This window comes from Sediminivirga luteola, assembly GCF_014639315.1.
In the GTDB taxonomy this organism is placed as follows: Bacteria; Actinomycetota; Actinomycetes; order Actinomycetales; family Brevibacteriaceae; genus Sediminivirga; species Sediminivirga luteola.
Genome location: NZ_BMFY01000043.1, coordinates 1 through 529, shown reverse-complemented (window position 1 = coordinate 529; position 529 = coordinate 1). Strand labels below are relative to the sequence as shown.

1 protein-coding gene is annotated in these 529 nt (G+C 61.2%); it reads left to right on the top strand.

Features of this window, described 5'->3' with window-relative positions:
* Window positions 1-529, top strand: a 529-nt coding sequence (locus tag IEW13_RS17255; RefSeq protein WP_188552139.1) for a superoxide dismutase, incomplete at both ends; no start/stop codon positions are given.

Sequence of the window (529 nt, the reverse complement as noted above, 5' to 3'; positions counted from 1 at the left end):
ATCTCCGCGCGGATCATGGAGCTCCATCACAGCAAGCACCACGCCACCTACGTCAAAGGCGCCAACACCGCTTTAGAACAGCTCGCCGAGGCCCGGGAGAAGAACGACTTCGGTAACGTCCCGAAACTCTCCAAGGACCTGTCCTTCAACCTCGGCGGTCACATCAATCACTCCATCTTCTGGCAGAACCTCTCCCCGGAAGGCGGCGACAAGCCCGTCGGGGAACTGGCTGCCGCGATCGATGAGTACTTCGGGTCCTTCGACGGGTTCCGGGGGCATTTCACTGCCGCGGCGACCTCGATCCAGGGCTCCGGGTGGGCGGTCCTGGCGTGGGATCCGGCAGGGCAGCGTCTGGTGATCGAGCAGCTCTACGATCAGCAGGGCAATGTGCCGGTGCACACGATCTCGCTGCTGCAGCTGGATATGTGGGAGCACGCGTTCTACCTGGATTACCAGAATGTGAAGCCGGACTATGTGAAGGCGTTCTGGAACATCGTGAACTGGGCTGATGTCCAGGAGCGGTTCGCCA